Origin of the sequence: Ferdinandcohnia jepli (assembly GCF_047246645.1) — a bacterium.
In the GTDB taxonomy this organism is placed as follows: domain Bacteria; phylum Bacillota; class Bacilli; order Bacillales; family Bacillaceae_L; genus Ferdinandcohnia.
This window is the reverse complement of sequence record NZ_JBFOKR010000002.1, coordinates 52,855-74,122: the sequence shown is the minus strand read 5'-3', so window position 1 is coordinate 74,122 and position 21,268 is coordinate 52,855. Positions and strand designations below refer to the sequence as shown.

At 35.5% G+C, this 21,268-nt stretch carries 22 protein-coding genes; 20 read left to right on the top strand and 2 right to left on the bottom strand.

Going from position 1 to position 21,268, the window contains the following annotated elements:
• Positions 1-90 precede the first annotated feature (90 nt).
• The 4 genes from AB3M96_RS02350 to sipW all read left to right on the top strand — a co-directional run bounded on the left by AB3M96_RS02350 (position 91) and on the right by sipW (position 6,503).
• Entirely contained in the window at positions 91-4,422 is a 4,332-nt protein-coding gene (locus AB3M96_RS02350; RefSeq protein ID WP_412965960.1) for a S8 family serine peptidase, read from the top strand.
• 118 nt (positions 4,423-4,540) lie between these two features.
• Positions 4,541-5,143 carry a TasA family protein gene (locus AB3M96_RS02345; protein ID WP_412965959.1) on the top strand — a complete coding sequence of 201 codons (603 nt, stop codon included), beginning with the start codon at positions 4,541-4,543 and terminating at the stop codon, positions 5,141-5,143.
• A 132-nt stretch (positions 5,144-5,275) separates the two neighbouring features.
• Complete coding sequence (gene tapA, locus AB3M96_RS02340; protein ID WP_412965958.1) at positions 5,276-5,914, top strand: amyloid fiber anchoring/assembly protein TapA; 639 nt, start codon at positions 5,276-5,278, stop codon at positions 5,912-5,914.
• Positions 5,907-6,503, top strand: coding sequence for a signal peptidase I SipW (sipW, locus tag AB3M96_RS02335; protein ID WP_412965957.1), 597 nt, complete (start codon positions 5,907-5,909; stop codon positions 6,501-6,503). The genes tapA and sipW overlap by 8 nt, the downstream gene beginning before the upstream one ends.
• A gap of 240 nt (positions 6,504-6,743) precedes the next feature.
• Here the strand turns inward: sipW and AB3M96_RS02330 are convergent, their stop codons facing one another.
• A complete protein-coding gene (locus tag AB3M96_RS02330; protein WP_412965956.1) occupies positions 6,744-7,094 on the bottom strand; it encodes a YqzG/YhdC family protein in 351 nt (116 codons plus the stop codon).
• Positions 7,095-7,191: 97 nt separating this feature from the next.
• On the opposite strand from AB3M96_RS02330, the gene AB3M96_RS02325 reads away from it, so the two are divergent.
• Complete coding sequence (locus AB3M96_RS02325; protein WP_412965955.1) at positions 7,192-7,812, top strand: hypothetical protein; 621 nt, start codon at positions 7,192-7,194, stop codon at positions 7,810-7,812.
• A gap of 161 nt (positions 7,813-7,973) precedes the next feature.
• Positions 7,974-8,588 carry a ligand-gated ion channel gene (locus AB3M96_RS02320; protein WP_412965954.1) on the top strand — a complete coding sequence of 205 codons (615 nt, stop codon included), beginning with the start codon at positions 7,974-7,976 and terminating at the stop codon, positions 8,586-8,588.
• A 96-nt stretch (positions 8,589-8,684) separates the two neighbouring features.
• Here AB3M96_RS02320 and AB3M96_RS02315 read toward each other — a convergent pair whose 3' ends face one another.
• The gene (locus AB3M96_RS02315; RefSeq protein WP_412965953.1) at positions 8,685-9,038 is read right to left on the bottom strand and encodes a helix-turn-helix domain-containing protein; all 354 of its coding nucleotides are present in this window, start codon (positions 9,036-9,038) and stop codon (positions 8,685-8,687) included.
• A gap of 350 nt (positions 9,039-9,388) precedes the next feature.
• On the opposite strand from AB3M96_RS02315, the gene AB3M96_RS02310 reads away from it, so the two are divergent.
• The 14 genes from AB3M96_RS02310 (at position 9,389) to AB3M96_RS02245 (ending at position 21,261) form a co-directional block, all read left to right on the top strand.
• On the top strand, positions 9,389-9,637 hold the full coding sequence (locus AB3M96_RS02310) for a hypothetical protein (protein ID WP_412965952.1): 249 nt from the start codon (positions 9,389-9,391) through the stop codon (positions 9,635-9,637).
• Between the two features lie 9 nt (positions 9,638-9,646).
• Positions 9,647-9,892, top strand: coding sequence for a hypothetical protein (locus tag AB3M96_RS02305; protein WP_412965951.1), 246 nt, complete (start codon positions 9,647-9,649; stop codon positions 9,890-9,892).
• Positions 9,893-10,018: 126 nt separating this feature from the next.
• Entirely contained in the window at positions 10,019-10,315 is a 297-nt protein-coding gene (locus AB3M96_RS02300; RefSeq protein ID WP_412965950.1) for a DUF5658 family protein, read from the top strand.
• 401 nt (positions 10,316-10,716) lie between these two features.
• On the top strand, positions 10,717-11,094 hold the full coding sequence (locus AB3M96_RS02295; RefSeq protein ID WP_412965949.1) for a helix-turn-helix domain-containing protein: 378 nt from the start codon (positions 10,717-10,719) through the stop codon (positions 11,092-11,094).
• A gap of 152 nt (positions 11,095-11,246) precedes the next feature.
• Entirely contained in the window at positions 11,247-11,996 is a 750-nt protein-coding gene (locus AB3M96_RS02290; protein ID WP_412965948.1) for a YveK family protein, read from the top strand.
• Entirely contained in the window at positions 11,977-12,642 is a 666-nt protein-coding gene (locus tag AB3M96_RS02285) for a CpsD/CapB family tyrosine-protein kinase (protein ID WP_412965947.1), read from the top strand. Before AB3M96_RS02290 ends, AB3M96_RS02285 begins: the two co-directional genes overlap by 20 nt.
• Before the next feature lie 364 nt (positions 12,643-13,006).
• On the top strand, positions 13,007-14,833 hold the full coding sequence (locus AB3M96_RS02280; protein WP_412965946.1) for a polysaccharide biosynthesis protein: 1,827 nt from the start codon (positions 13,007-13,009) through the stop codon (positions 14,831-14,833).
• Between the two features lie 13 nt (positions 14,834-14,846).
• A complete protein-coding gene (gene galU / locus AB3M96_RS02275; RefSeq protein ID WP_412965945.1) occupies positions 14,847-15,725 on the top strand; it encodes a UTP--glucose-1-phosphate uridylyltransferase GalU in 879 nt (292 codons plus the stop codon).
• A 2-nt stretch (positions 15,726-15,727) separates the two neighbouring features.
• On the top strand, positions 15,728-16,891 hold the full coding sequence (locus AB3M96_RS02270; RefSeq protein ID WP_412966191.1) for a glycosyltransferase family 4 protein: 1,164 nt from the start codon (positions 15,728-15,730) through the stop codon (positions 16,889-16,891).
• A complete protein-coding gene (locus AB3M96_RS02265) occupies positions 16,876-18,024 on the top strand; it encodes a glycosyltransferase family 1 protein (protein ID WP_412965944.1) in 1,149 nt (382 codons plus the stop codon). Before AB3M96_RS02270 ends, AB3M96_RS02265 begins: the two co-directional genes overlap by 16 nt.
• Positions 17,990-18,892 (top strand): glycosyltransferase family 2 protein, encoded by a 903-nt coding sequence (locus AB3M96_RS02260; RefSeq protein ID WP_412965943.1) that lies wholly within the window; start codon positions 17,990-17,992, stop codon positions 18,890-18,892. Before AB3M96_RS02265 ends, AB3M96_RS02260 begins: the two co-directional genes overlap by 35 nt.
• 28 nt (positions 18,893-18,920) lie before the next feature.
• Entirely contained in the window at positions 18,921-20,006 is a 1,086-nt protein-coding gene (locus AB3M96_RS02255) for an EpsG family protein (protein WP_412965942.1), read from the top strand.
• 28 nt (positions 20,007-20,034) lie between these two features.
• A complete protein-coding gene (locus AB3M96_RS02250; RefSeq protein ID WP_412965941.1) occupies positions 20,035-20,184 on the top strand; it encodes a YwzD family small protein in 150 nt (49 codons plus the stop codon).
• Positions 20,185-20,208: 24 nt separating this feature from the next.
• Entirely contained in the window at positions 20,209-21,261 is a 1,053-nt protein-coding gene (locus AB3M96_RS02245) for a GNAT family N-acetyltransferase (RefSeq protein ID WP_412965940.1), read from the top strand.
• Positions 21,262-21,268 lie beyond the last annotated feature (7 nt).

Genomic DNA, 21,268 nt, shown 5'->3' with positions numbered 1-21,268 from the left:
CTAGCAAAATAATATTTTTGGAGTATAGGAATCTACAAAGTGAGGGGGAGAGTTTGTTACCTAATAAAAATTAGTAAAGGGGATGTAGCGTTGAGAAAAAAAAGAAGACTGACCAGAATTGCAAGTGTTTTAATGTGTGCTTTTCTAATTGTGCCCAGCTTTTCTATTAACCTAGCTTTGGCTGCAGGGAAGGAACACTCGGTTTCTTACAAGGGCAACAAGGAAGTAGCGGAAAACAAAATTAACAAAAAGGTAGTAGAAAAATTTGATAAAAATGAAATGGTTTCATTTTTAGTCAGATTTAAAGAACAAGTAGATACGGCAAGTGTTGCAAAGCAAGCTGAAGAAAAGGCTTCTTTACAGAAGCTTACACCAGCAAAAAAAGAAGTTGCTAAGCGTTCAACAATCGTAAATGAATTGAGAGCAACTGCGAAAGAAGCACAGGCTAATGTCCTTTCATATTTGGAAAAAGAGAAAAATGCAAAGGATATTAAATCTTTCTATATCGTTAACGGGCTTTCTGTTACGGCTACGAAAGAAGTAATGGAGAAACTGGCTTCATTTCCAGAGGTAGAATCAATTAAACTCAATGAAACTAGGAATGTTCTTCATACAGCTACTGAAGAGCAAGTACTTAACGCTGTTGAGTGGGGAGTTGATCGAGTAAGCGCTCCTGCAGCTTGGAACTTAGGTATCGATGGTACTGGTGTGGTTGTTGCTAACATCGATTCTGGAGTTCAATGGAATCACCCCGCGTTAATGGAGAAATATCGCGGATATAACGCAGACAATGGAGAAGTAGACCATACATTTAGTTGGTTTGATCCTCACGGTTCATCTGTTCCTGTTGATACTGATGGTCATGGTACTCACACAATGGGGACGATGGTAGGGGCAGATCCAAATGGTACAAATGAAATAGGTGTAGCACCAGGTGCAAAATGGATTGCAGCAAGAGCATTCGGTCCATTAGGTGCAACTGATGCAGTGTTTATGGAAATTGGAGAATGGATGTTAGCTCCAAAGGATGCTGAAGGCAATCCACATCCAGAAATGGCACCAGATATTATTAACAACTCTTGGGGTTCAATTTATGCAGGTATGGACGATTGGTATCAACCAATGGTTGCAGCATGGAGAGCTGCAGAAATTGTTCCCGTTTTCTCTGCTGGAAATGTACGCGATACAAACCCGGGTGGTCCTGGATCAGTATCTTCACCAGGTAACTATCCAGAAGCAATTGCCGTAGGTGCAACAGATATTAATGACGCATTGGCTAGTTTCTCACTACAAGGTCCATCACCAACTGGTGAAATGAAGCCGGAAGTATCAGCTCCGGGAGTAGGTGTTCGTTCTTCAATTCCAGGTAGTGGATATGCTGGAAATAGTGGAACATCAATGTCGGCTCCACATGTAGCTGGTGCTGCTGCATTATTACTTCAAGCAGATAACAGTTTAACTGTGGACCAAATTGAGCAAGTCTTAAAAGACACTGCAACACCAAGAACAAATACTCAATATCCTCAGGCTCCAAACAATGGTTTTGGTCATGGGATTATCAACGTATTTGATGCAGTATCTTCAGTTGTTTCTGGACTGGGTACTATTAAAGGTCAAGTAACAGTTGATGGTAATGACGAAGAGGCACCTGTTGTTGAACATGAGAGCATTGGTGAAACATTTGCAGGATTACCAGTAGTTGTTCAAGCGTCAGTTACTGACAATGTAAGTGTTACAGGTGTTGTTGTTGAATATTCAAAAGATGGTTCATTTGAGACAGTCGAAGCTTCTCGAGTAAGCGGAGACTACAAAAATGGAGTATTCCAAGCAACAATTCCAGGCACGGATGTTGCTGAAGGTGAATTGTTATATCGCATCAAAGCAACAGACTTCGGTGGAAATGAAACTGTTAGTGATGATTACACAGTAACGATTAATGGTGTACCAACAGTTGGCTATTTCCAAAACTTTGAAACAGATATGGCTGGTTGGACTGTAGTCCAAGGTGAAGCTTGGGAACGAGGCGTACCAACTTCAGGTCCTGGTGCTGCATTCTCTGGTGAAAATGTAGTAGCAACTAACCTTGATGGTCAGTATACTTCTAATGCTTATGAATCCCTTGAAACACTTCCAATTCAAATTCCAGAAGTTGGAAATTCGTACCTGCAATTTAAACAATGGTATAACCTAGAAAACAACTGGGATTTCGGAGGAGTTTTCGTAACGGCAGATGGTGGGTTAACATGGGATTCACTTGCTGAATATACAGGTACAACTGGCGGTTGGATCGATGCTGAGTTTGATCTAAGCGCATATGCAGGAGATACTGTTATCTTCTCATTTGATGTTGCAACTGATGGCAGCGTAACTAGAGATGGCTGGTACATCGATGATTTCCAAATCTCTGATACTCAAATTGCTGCACCTTTAACTGCAAAACCAGAAAAAGAGCCAGCTACAACGAAGAAAGGCGAAAAAGTAGACATTACTAAATTGAAGCAAAAAATGAATGAAGCTTCTAAGACCACTGACGATGTAGAAACTGCTGATGTTGCTCCAATGGCATTGCCTTTAGATGCAACTGTTACTGTAGTTGAAACTGGAAGATCAACTAAAACGAATCCAGCTACTGGTGGTTATACATTTAGCCATGCTGTAGGCGATTATACAGTAGTTGCTGAAAGCTATGGGTATGCACCAGCATCACAGTCAGTAACTGTTGTTGATGGTGAAGAAGTAACAGCAAACTTCAATTTAGAAGAACTGCCAAAAGGTACTGTAACTGGTACTGTAGTAAATGAACAAACGGGCAACCCAATTGAAGGCGCAACAATCTATTTAATGGAAGATGCTGCTGTTACACCTGTTACAACTGGTGCAGATGGTCATTATTCATTAACTGGATATGAAGGCGACTATACTCTTAAGGTTGTTGCACCAAGCTACTACAGCCAAGAAGTTACTATTTCTTTAGAAGGAAATGTTGAGCAGAACTTTGAATTAAAGCCATTCATTGGTTTCCCTGGCGAAATCGGCTATGACGATGGTACTGCAGAAAATGCAAGAGCGTTCTATGACGCAGGTAATGGTTGGGCAGTGAAAATGTCACTTGCAGAAGGTCATGATAAAGCATTAGTTACTGGTGGTTTATTCCGTACTTGGGATGCATCATGGCCAGTACCAGGTGGAAATGAGTTCCAAGTAGCTGTATATGCAGCTGATGGAGCTGATGGAGGACCAGGTACGAAGCTTGCAGGACCGTTCAATGCAACTACACTCCGTGATGGTAATTGGACAAATGTGGATTTAAGTGAAGAAGGTATCGTTGTTGAAGGTGACTTCTACATGGTATACATTCAAAATCATGCAAATCCAAATACACCAGGTCTTGCTACTGACGAAGATGGTGAATATGCAGGACGCAGCTATCAATTAGTTGGTGGAGCATGGGGGCCATCTCCAGAAGCAGAAGGTAACTACATGATTCGTGCAACAGTGAATTATGAAGTAACACCACCAACAATTACTGCACCAGTCGATGGTTCATTTACAAATGAAGCAGAAGTTAATGTAACAGGTAAAGCAGCTCCTACGACAACTGTTCTTGTTTACAATAACGGCGAGGAAGTAGGTTCAGCTTCGGCAACTGCTGAAGGTACATTCTCAGTTGCTATAACATTAGCTGATGGTGAAAACAACATTACAGCGAAAGCTTCATCTGAAAATGGTGTTACAGATCCATCTGAGACTGTAAAAGTTACACTTGATCAAAATGCTCCTGAACTAGCAATTACTAGTCCAGAAGATGGCTCAAAAACAAATAGAGAAACAGTTACTGTCGAAGGTACAGTTGCTGATGCCAATATTGATAAAGTAACAGTTAATGGACAGAACGCAACTGTTGCTGATGGTTCATTCTCTAAGCGAATTTTACTTGATAATGGCGAAAATACAATTGAAGTTATTGCAACAGACAAAGCAGGTAACACGACTACTGAAAGTGTTGTGTTAGATGTTAAATTTGGAGATATTGATATTTCCAATATTCAACCTGCTGAAGACGTAACTCTTAGGTCTGGGGAAAATGACACAGTAACGATCTCCTTCACAAGTGAAGAAGGTTTAGATGCTGGATTTGCATTGCGTATGCCGTTAGCAAATTTCTCTGGTCTAAATAATGTAACAGAACTTCCACTTACAGAAGTAGAACCAGGTCAATATGAAGCAACTTGGACTGCACCTGTTAGCCTAAGTGCTGAAGGAGTGGAAATCGAAGTAATTGCTAGAGATGCGTATGGTAACGAATCTCGTGAAATTGCTGACGGAAAACTTCATATTAATGCTTGGAAACCTGGTGATAAAGATCGACCAGTGAAACCAAGACCAGGCAGACCAGACCTACCAGGTAGCTTTACAAAATAATGCAACAAAGAAGGATGTAAGGTTTCTTACATCCTTCTTTAAAAATAGCTATGTTTTGAAGGAAGTTTGGAAGTGGACAAGATGAAAGTAAACTTAAAAGTTAAGGGAGGACAATTTAATGAACGTAAAAAAGAAGTTTAAATATGGACTTTTGTCTGCAGCACTTGGCCTGTCAATAGCTGCCGGGGGTACATATGCATATTTTAGCGATACCGCCGAAGCTACCGGAACTTTTGTTGCAGGGACTTTGGATTTAGCGGTTGATCCAGAGGTGATCATAGATGTTGATAATATCAAACCTGGTGACTGGATGAACCGTGTGTTTTATCTGGATAATTTAGGAACCTTAGACATATCTCAAGTGCTATTAAGTACTTCATATACTGTAGGTGATTTTAAGGGAGATAACACCGAGGATCTTGGAAAGCATATTCGGGTTAACTTTCTTGAAAATGTAGATAAACAAAGTCCTTTTGAATATAACGATGTTGTCTACTCAACAACACTATACGATCTTCAAAATATGACACCAGACCTCGTAGAGCTGAAAATTCTTGAAGGCTTTGAAGAAAGCGGACTTGAGGCAGGGACGGATGATCTAATGTTTGTTCAGTTTGAATTTGTTGATAATGAGCAGGATCAAAATCAATTCCAAGGTGATTCTTTACAAATAACGTGGTCTTTAGAAGCTAAACAAGGCGAAGGTGAACATAAAGAATAATTCAGGTCTTCTACTTTACAGAAAGATGGGATATCCCATCTTTCTAGATGTTTTTTTGTTATCGTAAGTGTACACTAATCGAATTGTATATTTACGATAGCAAATAAACGTGAGGGAGGACCGAGTATTTTGATGCCAAAAATTCAGATCGTATCAATTATTGCATGTATTTATTTCTTTTTATTTTTCATGTCAATTATTACGTCCAGCACTGAAGCCTACTTTACTGATAGTCAAACTTGGAGTTCTGAAATAAAAGTTGGAACTTGGTGGGATAAAAGTGATTTGAATTTCACGTCTAATAATCCTCAAAATATAACTTCATGTACTCAGGTTGATATTACAGCTGAAATTGAGAATAGAGGCTTTACTATGATAGGAACTACGGAATATGAAGTTTACTACTCTGAAGCTTTACATCTAAATGAAACGGGAGAAAAAATATATGAGGGCATTATTGATCCTATTGGTGCTAATAGTACGTTGCATTTAGCATACCAAGCGGATAAACCTGGGTATTATGCCTTCAAGTTTTTTCAAAGACCAGGTTATAACCAAAACTATGATTTAAGGTCGGAAGTATGGAGTGGAGAAATTATGGTGACATGTATTAAAGAGGAAGAGCCTCAACAAGAGGTGAATGATGAGAGTTCAAATATTGAAATAACTGAAGAAAAAGAACAAGTTGAAGAAAATGCGGAAATAACAAGTGAGATCGATGTTTCAAACCCTGAAGAAGATGATAGAAAGGAGAATAATGACTATGAATAAAAACATTGTAAAAAAGGTAGTCGGCCAAATAATTACATGTCTATTTTATGTCGCCTTACTCTTCATGTTTTTTGTCATTGGTTCAGCTCTTTTTTCCAAAGGAGAACCACAGCTATTTGGATACCAAATAAAAATTGTCCTCTCAGGGTCCATGGAGCCTGGTATTAAAACAGGCTCCATAATATTTGTGAAAACTGGTGGAGACATGACACGTTTTAAAGAGAATGATGTAATTTCTTTTAAGGAGAGTAAGAATAGGATTGTTACTCATAGAGTTGTGAAAGTGATAAATAAAAACGGCCAAGTTATGTATCGTACAAAAGGTGATAGTAATAAAACAAGAGACACAAATCCAGTAGTTTCGAACAACGTGGTAGGAGAATACACAAATATCACCATCCCCTATCTTGGATATGCGATTGAATTCACAAAATCAAAAAACGGAAAAATACTACTATTTATCATTCCTGGGTTGCTTATTTTTGCATACTCACTCATAAACTCATCAATAACCTACCTAAAACTTAAAAAGAACAACACACCTACAAACAACGCAAACACAGAACCACCACATAAAAACCTCACCTAAAAGGCTGACCACCCAACTGGCTCAGCCTTTATTAGCGCATTAAATTATCCACATATTTAACACAATCCACAATGGTGTCCAGCTTCAGCGCCTAGAAACTCGAGAAACTTCAACTCCTCCAGCAGAAGCAAAGAACGCTTCTTCGTCGGAGTCTCCAGTTTTCTCGTTTCTGATCAAGGCGCTTCAGCATTTCAATGTGTCAGGCACCATAGAAATACATTTGTCCTTCTGGAGAGGACACTACCGGTCAGTTTCTACAATTAAGATGTTTTTTACTTGCTCGGTTTTGGTGTCAAACGAGATGGTGACGAATGCCCCGAACTCCCTGTTGCCCTGTCTCATCCATATTTTGAAGCGTTCGATTGTAGTTCCGTTCTTTTTATCCCTTCCCATGTGTAAATAATCAATCAATTGTGCCATCGGATACCGTTTTTGTGTTTCCTTCATTGCTAGGCGGCCCCATTTAGCATAATCGGGAACTGGTTTCTTTGGAGGTTGGGCATTTACAGTTGAAATAGTTGTATCGAAAGTGAAAAAAGAACCAGTTAACACGAAAGCTAAACTAAATGAAATCAATAGTTTACGCAGCAAAGTAAAACACCTCACTTTTTTCTTTTAGGGTATACCTATTAGGAAAATTTATACAGGTTAAGGTTTGTATGATAATATGGTTGAAGGAGGTGGGCAAGTGAAAAAAATATTATTACTATTAATGATTATTTCGTTTGTATTTGCAGGTTGTAGCAATGAAATAACTTCAACTGAGAAGTCTGATGCAGTTCTTAAACCAATACAACAGTCCGAAGATCATATGAATTTAATTGGTTCGTTGGGACTTGATACTCTGCTTATGTACGATGTAGAAATTAAAGATGAAGATTTGAAGATGATTCACTATTGGGTTGAACATTACAAAAGTGGAAAAAAGCAAGATGATCTTGTTCGAGCAGCTACAACATTAAATAAAGAGGATGTAACCTTTGCGTTTTCAAAAATTAACTTGTCTATTAATGAGACTGATACATACGAGAGATGGAACTTGTCAGTTTCAGACGGAACCTCATTATCTTCCGCAGAATCACTACCAATTAAAACTTTTCCTGAAGAGATTGGGGAAGCAAAGAGTTGGATTAGTGAGAAGACAAAAATTACTGCTGAAAAACCAGTTGCTGTTTCTCTAATCATTAAAGATGGCTCAAATGGCATTGGGGTAGGACTTGATGATGAAGTAATTGAAAGAACAATTGAACAGTCTGAAGAAGTATACATAGTAAAAGTAATGGTAAGTAAATCTGAGGATTTTGAGTAGTAAGTGACCTTTGGAGGTCGCTTTTTATTTTTATTAAAAGGTGTAAAGACTAGGATTTCCACTATCATGTGCGCAAATTGTACTTACTAATGTTTGAATGATTTCCTCCTTTAGCGTACATATTATCAATATGCGAACGTAATTATTGTAGGAGGAAAACCATGCGAAAAAAACTATATCTATTGGGAATCTTACTTTTAAGTATTGCAGTACTCGTAGGCTGTAAAGGCGACGACAAAGCGAAGGAACAACAGAAGAAAGAAGATCCAAAAACAACAAAAATACAAGCAGCAGATGAAAGAATCCTTACTTTGGGATCATTAGGCTTTACTACAGAAGATTTACTTACAAACTGGAATGAAGCACAGGAGAAGATGGAAGACTCCGGTGCATATAAACTTGAGGCAATTAACGTCACTAACGGAGAGTTTAAACAAGATGTTAGCGACGGCTTAATTTTAGAAGGAATTGTTAATGAACAAACAAATGAAGTAGTAAGGCTAGCTATCGTGAAAAAAGACATTGAATCAGATGATCTAGTAACTACTTTAGATAAGTATGAAGATGCGATTGCTGCATTCTTTCTACTAGTAGCCGTTACAAATACAGAAGAGGCTGTTAAGGAACAAGATATTGGTGTTGCTACTTATAAGCTTGGGCTACTTCGCGATAAGGATAAAGTGATTAATGGTACTGCCGTGTTGAATGATGTTACTTATAAGGCTGAGGAGAATGAGAGAGGTCTTGTTATAACTGCGTTGGAGAAGAATGAATAAGGGAGGTAAAGCGACCCAGATTTGGATCGCTTTTTCTCTATAGAGAAATTATATGAATTTTAAAAGAAAGTCATGTATTCAATACATTTCTCGATTTTACTTATTTATATCCCCCTGTGAATTTACCCAATTTTTATAATGGATAAAATCTCGATACTCACGAAAATCCTCCTTGCTCATTCCATCGTCAATTGCTTTTTGTAAAAGCATTGTCCATTCTCTATCAAGTTGTTCACTACTTTCAGTTGAGTTTGGTTGATCTCCTAACAAATATTCAATACTTGTTTCTAAGGTTATTGCAATCTTAGATAAAAATTGCAAAGACGGATTATTTTGAACATCTCGTTCAATATAACTTAAATATGATTTTGAAACTCCTGCACGTTTTGCCAATTCTGTAATTGAATACCTTTTTTTTCTTCTCAAGTGTCTTATCCGCTCTCCTATCATCTTCTTTCTCCTCAATTCAATCTACAAGATATGTTCATTATAAGGAACGACAGCTTCTAAATAAAATTACAAAATAGTAAGAAAATAAAAGGAAACGCAAGTAAAACATAGAAAAGTGTTCGTTATTAAGAAGAAATGACTGATTTTAATATTTTTCAAAAATAGTTCATTAGGCTTATAATCAATTAGTCGTTTCATTATTAAGAACAAATAACGAACATCAAAGAACATCAAAGAACGAACTGGTACATCAAAAATCAAAAGCGGTTTTAGAAAGGAGCGACTTTAACGCAGCATATGCTGCTGCCTTTGACAGTAAAAACGCTAAAAAAGAAGACTTGGAAAGCATATTGCAGGGTGAATTAATCTACGAGGACAATTGTATTGCCAAGCAACCTGTAAACATTGAAAACATTTATGATTACCAGGTGAAGGTTTCAATTGGAGAAAACGTATATATTCTTCAGCCTGAGGAAAGTATCACGCATATTCAACAAGTTGCGAAGAACTGTGGCGATTTTGAAAAAAAACATTTTTCATTATTGGATATGACCAATACTTTGAACATCCAGTCAAGGTTGTTGTGTATACAAAAATAAATTAAATCCATGCCTAAATTAAATCCATGCCCTGAACCATCTGATAATGGTCAAGGAAGAGAAAATGATAACGGTGAGGGGAAGCATTGTGGTAACAATGGTAATCCAGTTCATAATGATCCGAACAATACCGATACAGTGGAAACGATTGAAGGAAGACGTGAAGAAACAGTGGGAGCTCCAATGAATAACGAGGTTTCTGTAGAAAGCTTGGAAGTCGCAGATCTAGTAACTGAAGAAACTCCAGAGGAATAAGCAATCAGTGTAAATATAGAAGAGTAAAATATGTTTTTAACATGACCTTGATTTGTAAAGAATAGTATAAATCAAGGTCTTTTTTTCTAAAATTTTAATTAGGAACGATTAGGAAATGAGGTAAATATGAAAGTCTTATTTCAATACCTGGCAATTGTAAATTTATTGGATGGAATAACAACTTTTATAGGATTAAAACTGAATTTAATAACTGAAAGTAACCCACTCATGGATTATACCTATTCCAAAGATCCGCTACTTTTTATCGGTGTAAAGATAATGCTCTCTTTCTTATTATACGGATTTGTATTACTGAAAGCTCTTCCCACAACTAGCTGGGTGAAGGGACTAGCTGTAATCGCAGCATTCTTATACACAATAATATGTACGGCACATATGTACTGGATAGTTTCTATATTTTAGCAATTAAATGATATTGGTGGTGATATTTATGTACAAAAAAATATGTAATCGTTGCTTACAACCTTCATATAGTGCGAGCAACAGTGGACACTGGAACTGTCCGGTTTGTCAGAAAGACTTAAAAAACACTAAGGCTGTTGATGCTTGCGTACAGAATAATATAGCAAGAAAAACTCAAAATGATAGTGTATATGATCTTACTATAAACATATATATATAATAACTCCTAAGCTTACACTCTTCCCATCTTCTGAAACCCGCAAATTCATAATTGTTCACTATAAAAAACAAAGAATATATTCTCTATTGTTCAATACGGTAAAGCATGATATAGTAAAGTAACGTACTTTATTAAGAACGAAAGAGATTTAGAATACTAATCCAAGGAGAATAAATAGTTAATGACAAAAAAACATATAGGTGAACAAATAAAGATGCTACGTACTCAGCGCGGGTTAACCTTAAAGGAATTGGGAGAAGATATAAAATTTAATTATAGTAATCTCTCGAAAATTGAAAGAGGTTTGCGTAAACCCACAGTAGACTTTTTGAAAAAGCTTTCTGAATATTACAAAGTCGACATTTCATATTTTTTTGATGGTGAGGACCATAACAAAAAACAGTTAACAGAGATGGATCTTGATTGGTTTATGTTATCCCAAGAAGTTAAGAGTAAGAATGTAACATTTGAGGAATTAAAAGAAATGGCAGAACAAATTGCGAAGATAAAGAATTACGATGGTAGGTTATACTCCGAATCAAAGAAATGGTTAAAATAACCAAATATTTATTGACTTGTTCTTTGTTAAGAACTAAAATGAACATATATTATTGATTTTCCAAATTGAACAATTTATGTAAGTCTTATTTTTTTATTCAAGTGTTCTTTATGGAGAACTAATGTCTGAACAACTTTTTAGAAGGGGATCTGGTGAGCAATATGCAATCTCAAAACGATACTAATAAATATGAACAGAATGTTGTGAAAGAAATTGATTTGAAAAGTCTTTTCCTTGTCATAAAAAGACGTATATGGATTGTAATTGTCTTTGCGATTATTGCAGGTTCTCTTGGTTATTACTTTGACTCAAAAAATGAGCCAATTAATTTATATGAATCATATACCCGTTTACATCTAAGCTCTGATGGTGGAATTGAAACACTGCAACAATTTATTGTAGATCCTATTGTATTGGCTGATGTAGTTTCGGAACTAGAATTGGAAACAACGCCAGAGGCATTGGCAGGAAAAATCACCGTAGTCCATGTTGGAGGACAGATATTGGAAATAAGAGTAACCGACACAGTTTCTAAGCGTGCTGCCAATATTGCAAATGCTACAGCAAAGGTTTTTATTAACAAAGCTGAAAGCATTATAAATGTTATTGGTATTAATCATTATCTTGAAGCAAAGGAAAATCCTATACCAACTAATTTAGGAGATTCTTCAAGTCTTAAATTCACAGCATTAATTGCAGGTATTATTCTGGGAATTGGTTTTGTATTTTTGTTAAATGCTTTAGATAATTCCATTAACTCTGACCAAGATATCCATAAAGCATTAGGACTTCCTGTCTTGGGGAATGTTTCAAAAATAAATAAAAGAAACACACATAAAAAGAATAAAAAGAAAGCGAATCAACAGTATATTAGTGTTAGAGGTGAAACAATTGATTCCTAGTAGTAAAAAGAGTGAGGAAGTACTTCAATTAAAAGGAAAAACTACCCATACATTCCCAGAGTCATTAATCTCAGAACAATATCGATCAATTCGAACAAATATACAATTTATAAATGGAGTTAAGAAAAATCAATCTATATTAATAACCTCTCCGGGAAGAAAAGAAGGAAAGTCGATTACGGCAGCAAATTTGGCAATTTCTCTTGCACAGCAGAAAGAACGAGTCTTATTAATTGATACCAACTTAATTAAACCATCTCTCCATTCTATATTTGGAATTGACAATACTACCGGATTAACGGATGTATTAAACGGAAAGTTATCTCTTGAGGAAGCTGTAACAGGAACAGAAATAGGAAGACTGGAGGTATTACCTAGTGGATCGATACCATTCAACTCCTCAGAGTTGCTGGGATCAATCATGATGTATGAATTAGTAGCAAAAGCGTTGAAACTTTATAATGTTGTTCTTATTGATTCGAATTCGTTTTTGGAATTATCAGGTACAAAGATTTTAGCAAGTATGTGTGATGGAGTCATTTTAGTTGTTAAGAGTGGTAAAACAGATACAAAGAAGGCAATTGAAACAAAAAGACTGTTAAATCTAGCCAAAGCAAAAATAATAGGTGTTGTACTTAATAACTAATAGTACCATTTTCTTTTTTATCACTATGTTCGTTATTAAGAATATATATGGTGATGTCTCCTTATCAATAACAATGGAGGCACTCGGTCATGCTGTGGGTTGAGAGGCCTTAGATGCAAGTCGTCGATAGTGTGGTGTGAGGACGGGTTAGATGCCCGATATTTAAATAATTTACCTATTTTGTTTTACAGAAGACAACGTAGGTAAGTTATTTAATGTTAATAGAGATATGTTTATTAGTCATTTTGGTTAGTTTTCAAAACCTATTTATAAGACATATCTGTATATAAAACAAGAAATCTATTGATTTATATAAGGTTACAAAAAAATCTACAAATAAAGGATGAGAAAAAGGGGGATATTGGTGACATATCGTCAAAGGATATCATTATTTATTATTCTTGACTCAATAATTGTTTTGACTTGTATTTATTTTGGACGTTTTTTGGTAGATGCAACGCTTGTTGTCTTTACACTTCCAACTGTGATTATTTCACTTTCTCTTCTTTTAAGCCATCATCTTTTTGCTTATAAATTTAAACTTTATAAGAAAGCATGGGAGTATGCAAGTATTGGTGAACTGGTAAGTATTTTAAAAGCAATTACTTTTGCAATCATTACAGCAGCTATTATACAACAATTACTAAACCATGAAGTGTTCTATCGCTTAATGGCAGTGACATGGGTACTCCATATGTTATTAATTGGTGGATCACGTTTCTGTTGGAGAATTTACCGAGATACTTACATTAAAGGAAATAATCAAAAAAAACGCACAATAATTATTGGTGCTGGTTCAGCAGGAACAATGGTTGCGAGACAGCTAAAAAATAATCAGAACCCTCAACTCTTTCCAGTGGGATTTATTGATGACAATGTTAGGAAACATAACCTAGATATCCTTGGCATCCCAGTTCTTGGTGGGGTAAACATGATTGAGGAAATTGTAAGAGAGAAAAACGTAACGAATATCATTATTGCTATTCCTTCTCTAAGCAAAAGGGAGCTTAATAATATCTTTCAGGAGTGTGCAAAGACAAAAGCAAAAACACAAATACTTCCAATGTTGGAAGACTTGATTACAGGTAAAGTTTCAGTAAATCAATTTAGAGACGTGCAGGTTGAGGATTTATTAGGTAGGCATCCAGTTGATTTAGATATTAATAGTATCTCAGGGTATGTCACAAATAAAATTGTCCTTGTTACAGGTGCTGGTGGCTCAATAGGATCTGAGATATGCAGGCAAATTGCAAATTTTAAGCCAAAGCAACTTATATTGCTAGGACACGGGGAAAATAGTATTTATACAATTGAAATGGAACTATCAGAGATATGCCTGGCTTCAAATATTCATATAATAACAGAAATTGCTGATGTCCAAGATAAGCAAAAGATGATGAAGGTAATGGGATATTATCAACCAGATGTTGTATATCATGCTGCAGCACATAAGCATGTACCTTTAATGGAGAGAAATCCTGAAGAAGCAATTAAAAATAATATTATTGGAACGAAAAATGTAGCAGAGGCAGCGAGCTGGCATAAAGTCGACACATTTGTAATGGTTTCAACCGATAAAGCAGTAAACCCAACAAGTGTAATGGGAGCATCAAAGAAACTAGCAGAGATGATTGTTCAAAATATGGATAAACAAAGCAATACAAAATTTGTTGCAGTTCGTTTTGGGAACGTATTAGGGAGTCGTGGAAGTGTAATTCCTCTTTTTAAGAGTCAGATTGAAAAAGGAGGACCAGTGACAGTCACACATCCAGAAATGGTGAGGTATTTTATGACGATTCCTGAGGCTTCTAGATTAGTAATTCAAGCAGGTGCACTTGCAAAAGGTGGAGAAATCTTTGTTCTAGATATGGGAGATCCCGTGAAAATTATTGATTTAGCAAGAAATATTATTAAGTTAACAGGTTATTCAATTGATGAAATTGGAATAAAGATTACGGGTATGAGGCCAGGGGAAAAACTCTTTGAAGAATTATTAAAAGATAGTGAAGTTCACGAAAATCAAGTCTATCCCAATATATACGTTGGGAAAACAGCAGACTTATATATTGATGAAATTGAGAAGATTATCGCAACATATGCAAGTTTAGATAAAACAGAATTACGTAAACAACTGTTAACACTTGCTAATAAAACGCCAGTTCCACAACAATTATTATCAATTCCAGGTTAAAGGAGTCTAAAAGATGAAGGTTAGAAAAGCAATTATTCCAGCTGCAGGTTTAGGAACTAGATTTCTCCCAGCAACAAAAGCAATGCCAAAAGAAATGTTACCTATCGTAGACAAACCCACGATTCAATATATTATTGAAGAGGCTGTCGAATCTGGCATTGAAGATATAATTATTGTCACGGGTAAAGGAAAGAGGGCTATTGAGGACCATTTTGATCACTCATTTGAATTAGAACAAACCCTTCTTGATAAAGGGAAGTTTGAGTTGTTAAATGAAGTTCAAAAGGCATCAAAACTTGTAGATATTCATTATATTCGCCAAAAGGAACCAAAAGGATTAGGGCATGCAATCTGGTGCGCACGTAAATTTATAGGTAATGAACCCTTTGCTGTCTTGTTAGGTGATGATATTGTATCGGCAGAAAAACCTTGCTTAAAGCAAATGATTGAACAATATAATCGTTATAATGCATCAATATTAGGTGTTCAAACGGTTCCAGAGAATGAGGTAGCAAGGTATGGAATCGTTGATGGTGATAAATATGGTGAACGTTTTTACAATGTTAGAAGCCTCGTTGAAAAACCAAAACTTGAGGAAGCACCATCGAATTTAGCTATCATGGGTCGGTATATTCTTAGCCCAAGAATTTTTGAAGTTTTGGAAAATCAACAACCAGGTGCTGGCGGGGAAATACAGTTAACAGATGCTATCGCTAGTTTGAATAAATTTGAGGCGGTGTATGCCTACGATTTCGAGGGCACTCGTTATGATGTTGGGGAAAAGATGGGCTTTATTCAGACGACGTTAGAATTCGCATTAAATCGGGCGGAACTTCGAAACGATCTACTTGATTATCTAAAGAATATAATCGATAAAGAGTTAGTAAAATGAGTATGGAAAATAATAAAAAGAAAATATTATTCTGTGCTACTGTAGACTATCATTTTAAAGCTTTTCATCTCCCCTACTTAAAATGGTTCAAAGAACAAGGCTGGGAAGTTCATGTTGCTGCTGAAGGTGACATTGAGCTTCCTTTTGTATGTAAGAAATACAATATTCCGATTCAACGAACTCCTTTAAGTTTAAAGAATTTTACTGCATACAAAGAGTTAAAAAAGATAATAGATCAAAACAACTACCAGATTATCCACTGTCATACCCCAATGGGAGGCGTTCTTGGACGTCTTGCAGCTAGGACTGCCAGGAAAAATGGTACGAAAGTGATTTATACAGCACATGGCTTTCATTTTTGTAAGGGAGCGCCACTAACAAACTGGTTACTGTACTATCCAATTGAAAGATTACTAGCTTCTAGTACAGATTGTCTCATTACAATAAACTCCGAGGATTATGAACTAGCAAAGAGACATCAGTTTAAAGCAGGTTCTATTGAACATGTACATGGAGTGGGTGTAGACCTTGATAAGTTTCGTCCTGTAGACAAAATCAGAAGAAATGTATTGCGAAGAATCGATGACTTTAATCCAAAAGACATTATCATGTTTTATGCTGCAGAAATTAACAAAAATAAAAATCAGCAATTCTTAATAAAAGCACTTTCCATAATTAAGGATGATATCCCAAACGTAAAGCTTTTACTTGCAGGAGATGGTATTTTATTAGAAGAATGCAGACTACTTGCTCTTAAATTGGGTTTACTTAACCAAGTTGAATTTTTAGGCTTACGAAATGATATTGATATGTTATTAAAAATAAGTGACATTGCAGTGGCTTCCAGTTTGCGTGAAGGTCTACCAGTTAATGTAATGGAGGCAATGGCGTGCGGATTGCCAATTTTAGCAACGGATAATAGAGGACATAGAGAACTAGTGAGTAACAATGAAAATGGCTGGGTATTACATCCTGATGACATAGTAGGATTTGGTGAAAAGTTAAAGGAGTTAGCAATGAATGAATATCTAAGGAATAGACTTGGGAAGGTTAGTAGGACGTTAATGGAAAGTACCTATGGAATTGATAATGTCCTAGATGAAAAAATTGCTATTTATACAAGATACATGAACGCAGAGGAGGAAAGAAAGTGGGCGGTCCATTAAGAGTATTACATGTTGTAGTAAATATGAATCGTGGAGGAGCAGAGACTCTCATCATGAATTTATATCGTAATATGGACCGTACAAAGGTGCAATTTGACTTCCTTACATGTAAGGAAGGTGTATTTGACAAAGAAATTCAGGAGTTAGGAGGTAGGGTTTACAGGATCCCCTATTTAACAGAAGTTGGACATTTTGGCTACGTAAAGGCATTGAATCAGTTTTTTAAAAACCACAGCTCATATATAATTGTCCATTCCCACATGGATAAAATGAGTGGTCTTGTACTGAGGGCAGCAGAGCGGTCAGGAATTCCGGTTCGAATTGCCCATAGTCACAATACACAAAGTGAAGGTGGCATACTGGCTAAGCTTTATAAGAACTATGCTGGTAGTTTTATTTACTCACATTCCTCGCATTTTGTTGCTTGTTCAAATGCAGCTGCTCAATGGCTATATGGTAAAAAGTCTAAAGAAGCTGTTGTGATAAAGAACGGTATTGATTATGAACAATTTCTATTTTCAGAGGAAAAAAGACAAAAAGTAAGAAACGAGTTTAACATTTCAGATGATACTACAGTAATTGGACATGTTGGGAGATTCAATTTTCAAAAAAACCATTCATTTATTATTGATGTATTTGCAGAAGTGAATAAAAGTCATCCAAACTCTGTATTGGTTCTTGTGGGAGATGGTAGGTTACGAACCCAAATTGAGGATAAAGTGAGAGAATTACATTTACAAAATAAGGTTTTGTTCTTGGGAGTTAGGCCAGATATACATTTAATACTGCAAAGCTTTGATTTATTCATTTTTCCATCTTTCCATGAAGGATTACCAGTTACACTGGTCGAGGCACAAGGTTCTGGCCTTCGATGCCTTGTTTCAAAGGAAGTTACAACTGAAGTTGACTTAGGTAATGATTTAGTAGATTTTCTTCCGATTTCTTCAATTGATCCATGGGTGAAAAAAATAATTCAATTAATAGAAAAACAGGATCAAAGACAATGTGATAAATCCTCATTTTTGCAAAAGGGATATGACATTAAACAAACGGCAGAAAGGATTCAAAACTTATATTTAAAGTTAGGAGGATCTCGTGTTGAAAACTTTAACAATCTTTACCCCAACTTTTAATCGAGCCTACTGCCTTCATCATTGCTATGAAAGTCTAGTGAAACAAACTTGTAAAGACTTTGTTTGGTTGATAATCGACGATGGATCGATAGATAATACGAAAGAAATTGTAAATGGTTGGATAAACGATAATAAGATTAAAATAATCTACCATTGGCAAAGCAACCAAGGTATGCATGGAGCGCATAATACTGCTTACGAACTAATAGATACTGAGTTAAATGTGTGTATTGATTCTGATGACTATATGCCAGAGGATGCTGTTGATAAAATTATTACATTTTGGAGGAAACATGGCAGCGACCAGGTTAGCGGGTTAATTGGTTTAGATTCTTACACAGATGGGACGATAATTGGTTCAAAGCTACCAATAAACATAGACTCCTCGACGCTTTTTGATCTTTATTACAAATATGGTGTAACAGGTGATAAAAAACTAGTGTACCGGACGGATTTAACAAAAAACTACCCGTATCCTACATTTAAAAATGAAAAATATGTAGGCTTAGCTTACAAGTACTACATGCTTGATAAAGAGTACGAAATGTTAGTTATGAACGAAGTATTGTGTTGTGTTGAATACTTGCCAGACGGTTCATCTCTAAATATGCTTAATCAATATCGAAAAAATCCAAAAGGATGGATTTTTTATCGCAAAGAACTTATGAAGTTGCCTTTTGTTAGCTTGTCTTTTAAATTCCGGCAGGCAATTCATTATGTTTCAAGTAGTCTATTAATAAGAAATACTGAATTTCTGAAAGAGACACCAAGTAAACCTCTTACCATTTTAGCCATTCCATTAGGTATATGTTTAGCCACTTATGTATTAATAAAAACGAAGCCGGTTGTAAGACCATATCATAATTAAATTCTGTACGATTGAAAGGAATATCGCTATGACAGTTCTATGGATTAATCTTGCCATAGTTTTTATTTTTGCATTTTTAGCAAGGTATCTTACACCACCTGTTCTAGCAACAAATAATTTCGACGTTGCTATAAAACCAAATAAATTTTTTATATTAGTTGCGATGGCTTCATTAGTAGCAGTATCCGGTTTACGTGCAAATATAGGTGATACCTATTTTTACAAACATATCTATATTAACAATGTGTTTACCTGGGAGTATATTCTTTCCCAAAAGGATATAGGTTTTGGCATTCTTCAGAGGTATCTTCAACAAATCTCAGAAGATCCGCAGATCATGATTTTTACTACTGCTTTAATAACGAATGTTTTAATAGTCTGGGTTTTATATAAATATTCAAGAATGCTTGAGATTAGTCTATATGTATATATTACTGGTGGCTTATTTTTGGTATCAATGAATGGGATAAGACAGGTATTAGCAGCTGCAATTTTATTTTCAGCCACAAAATTTCTTATCGATGGAAACTGGAAGGCTTACTTTTTAGTTGTTTTATTAGCATCAACCTTTCATCAAAGTGCATTAGTCATGATTCCTATTTATTTTATTGTTCGTTATAAAGCGTGGTCAAAGGCAACTTTGGTTTTATTACTTTTTTCGATTGTAATTGTAATAGGCTTTGAACAATTTTCGGCCATTCTTTTTTCGGCCATAGAGGAAACTACCTACGGAGCATACAAAGATTCTACAGAAGGTGGAGCAAATGTATTAAGGGTTGTTGTTGATGCTGTGCCTCTTGTTATAGCTTACTTTGGAAGAGAAAAGCTTCGCACAATATTTCCGAACTCAGATGTAATAATAAATATGGCTATTATTGGATTTATGTTCATGATTATTTCAACTCAAAACTGGATATTTGCTAGATTCTCCATTTATTTTAGTCTGTATTCGTTAATATTGATGTCTTGGGTCGTAAAACTTTTTAGAGAGAGAGAACAAGGGCTAGTCTATTATGGCATAGTAGTTTGCTATTTTATCTATTACTATTATGAAAGCATTTTAAGTTTGAATATTAATTATCGAAGTGAATATATTACATTTTTCATAGGTTAATATGTGAAAAAATATAGAGGTAAACAGTATGGATATATCGGATAAATTAACTCAACAGAAACTACAAGATTTATTAATGCATATCTATGAAATTGGAAATGCAGCTGAGGAACTTGATACGGTTGATTTAATAGAAGAAATTAGAAAAGAATTCTTATTAATAATGCATTCAGATTGAAATTTAATTAGGGGGTGATTGAGTTTGTCTATATTTAAAATTGTAAACGACTATCCCACATGGAAAAATCTGATAAAAGGATTTGAAAAAATGGATAGCTATTATTCATACGAATACGGCCACCTGTTTGCCAAACAGGAGAACGGTACTCTTTTTGCAGCGTATTATGAAGATAACGACTGTAAAATCTTTTATCCTTTTATAGTTAGAAAAGTACCTAATGTAAATCTTACTTTATATGATATTGTTACTCCATATGGATACGGTGGGCCAATTCTAGAAGGGAATTCAAAATCATTTGAAGAGTTTTACGCTCTTTTTTGTAGTTATTGCCACTCCCAAGATATTATCACTGAGACAATTCGATTCCACCCATTTTATAAGAATTACAGGTTTTGTAGTCAGGTAATGGACATAGAATATATTAGAAAGACGACTGCAGTTGACTTAACTAAACAACTGCACGAAATTAGAGAGAGCTATACAGATGCAAATAAAAGAAATATTAAAAAAGCAAATAAAAATAACCTTGCTTGTTTCATTGCTACACCAACAAAAGAAAACATAGATATTTTTATACAAATGTACAAAGAAACAATGGATCGAAATACTGCAAGCGAGTTTTATTACTTTTCTGATGAATATTTTCATGAACAAATAAAACTTACTGATATTAGTGAGACACTCCTACTATTTTCCCAATTAGATAATGAGATTATTGCTGGAGCGATGGTCATAATTGGGCAAGAATATGCACATTACCATTTAGGTGCTTCAAGAACGCGGTTTCTTGAATACCGGCCAAACAATCTTTTATTCGATTTTATGATTGAAGTTTGTAAGTTAAAAGGAGCTAAAAAGCTTCACCTTGGTGGAGGTTATCGGGAGAATGATGGATTATTTAATTATAAAGCTTCGTTTACAGACCATCATCATTTTGACTACTATATCGGAAAAAAAATTCATAATGAAGAAAAATATGATTTGGTAATGAAGCAGTTAACTAGTTTTTATGATATTGAAGGGAACTACTTTCCTGCTTATCGTGGAAAAATGGAACGGAAAGTATTGCAATAGAAAAAGG

What these genes read in the sequence shown, in the direction of transcription:
- AB3M96_RS02345 (WP_412965959.1), top strand. Translation starts at nt 4,541, where the DNA reads ATGAACGTAAAAAAGAAGTTTAAATATGGACTTTTGTCTGCAGCACTT.
- tapA (WP_412965958.1), top strand. Translation starts at nt 5,276, where the DNA reads ATGCCAAAAATTCAGATCGTATCAATTATTGCATGTATTTATTTCTTT.
- sipW (WP_412965957.1), top strand. Translation starts at nt 5,907, where the DNA reads ATGAATAAAAACATTGTAAAAAAGGTAGTCGGCCAAATAATTACATGT.
- AB3M96_RS02320 (WP_412965954.1), top strand. Translation starts at nt 7,974, where the DNA reads ATGCGAAAAAAACTATATCTATTGGGAATCTTACTTTTAAGTATTGCA.
- AB3M96_RS02315 (WP_412965953.1), bottom strand. Translation starts at nt 9,038, where the DNA reads ATGATAGGAGAGCGGATAAGACACTTGAGAAGAAAAAAAAGGTATTCA.
- AB3M96_RS02305 (WP_412965951.1), top strand. Translation starts at nt 9,647, where the DNA reads ATGCCTAAATTAAATCCATGCCCTGAACCATCTGATAATGGTCAAGGA.
- AB3M96_RS02300 (WP_412965950.1), top strand. Translation starts at nt 10,019, where the DNA reads ATGAAAGTCTTATTTCAATACCTGGCAATTGTAAATTTATTGGATGGA.
- AB3M96_RS02295 (WP_412965949.1), top strand. Translation starts at nt 10,717, where the DNA reads ATGACAAAAAAACATATAGGTGAACAAATAAAGATGCTACGTACTCAG.
- galU (WP_412965945.1), top strand. Translation starts at nt 14,847, where the DNA reads ATGAAGGTTAGAAAAGCAATTATTCCAGCTGCAGGTTTAGGAACTAGA.
- AB3M96_RS02270 (WP_412966191.1), top strand. Translation starts at nt 15,728, where the DNA reads ATGGAAAATAATAAAAAGAAAATATTATTCTGTGCTACTGTAGACTAT.
- AB3M96_RS02255 (WP_412965942.1), top strand. Translation starts at nt 18,921, where the DNA reads ATGACAGTTCTATGGATTAATCTTGCCATAGTTTTTATTTTTGCATTT.
- AB3M96_RS02250 (WP_412965941.1), top strand. Translation starts at nt 20,035, where the DNA reads ATGGATATATCGGATAAATTAACTCAACAGAAACTACAAGATTTATTA.